We start from the raw sequence: 596 nt of genomic DNA, 5'->3' as shown, positions 1-596 counted from the left end.
GCGCCCCGTCAGGGGCGCGGCACGGGGCGGTCGCCTAGGCCGCGTCCCGAGCCAGCCACTCGGGAAGCGCGGCGAAGTCCTCCTGCCCCAGGGCCAGCAGCATCGCGTCGGCCGGCGTCGGCTCGAACGGCTCCCGGAGCAGCGCCATACCGGCCTCCTCCGGAGTCCGGTTCGCCTTCCGGTGATTGTCCGCCGCACACGCGGCGACCGTGTTCAGCCACGTGTCCTGCCCGCCCTGCGACCGCGGCACCACATGGTCCACGGTCGTCGCCCGGCCTCCGCAGTACGCGCACCGGTGCCGGTCCCGCACCAGCACCCCCCGCCGCGACCACGGGGCTTGTCTTCGGAACGGCACCCGTACGTACCGGCACAGCCGGATCACCCGAGGCGCCGGTATGTCCAGATCGGCACCGCGCATGCGCAGTTCGGGATGGGCCTGCTCGACGACGGCCTTGTCCTGGAGCACCAGCACCACCGCACGGTTCAACGTCACCGTCGACAGCGGCTCGAAGCTCGCGTTCAGGACCAACGTGTCACGCATCCAGCCCACCTCCCGTGTGCACCTGCCCACCCCCCGGCGGGCTCGGATCAACTCT

The 596-nt window shown here is 72.1% G+C and carries 1 protein-coding gene; it reads right to left on the bottom strand.

Features of this window, described 5'->3' with window-relative positions:
• Positions 1 to 34 precede the first annotated feature (34 nt).
• Positions 35 to 541: an HNH endonuclease gene (locus CCN44_RS32050; protein WP_059254881.1), complete on the bottom strand. Its 507-nt coding sequence runs from the start codon at positions 539 to 541 to the stop codon at positions 35 to 37.
• Between the last annotated feature and the right edge of the window lie 55 nt (positions 542 to 596).

The sequence above is a fragment of the Streptomyces tricolor genome, from assembly GCF_002155905.1.
GTDB lineage: Bacteria > Actinomycetota > Actinomycetes > Streptomycetales > Streptomycetaceae > Streptomyces > Streptomyces tricolor.
Note: the sequence above shows the minus strand (reverse complement) of the source record. Positions and strands in the feature narration are given on the sequence as shown.

Excerpts from the sequence above, each read along its gene's own strand:
- CCN44_RS32050 (WP_059254881.1), bottom strand. The coding sequence starts at position 541 with ATGCGTGACACGTTGGTCCTGAACGCGAGCTTCGAGCCGCTGTCGACG.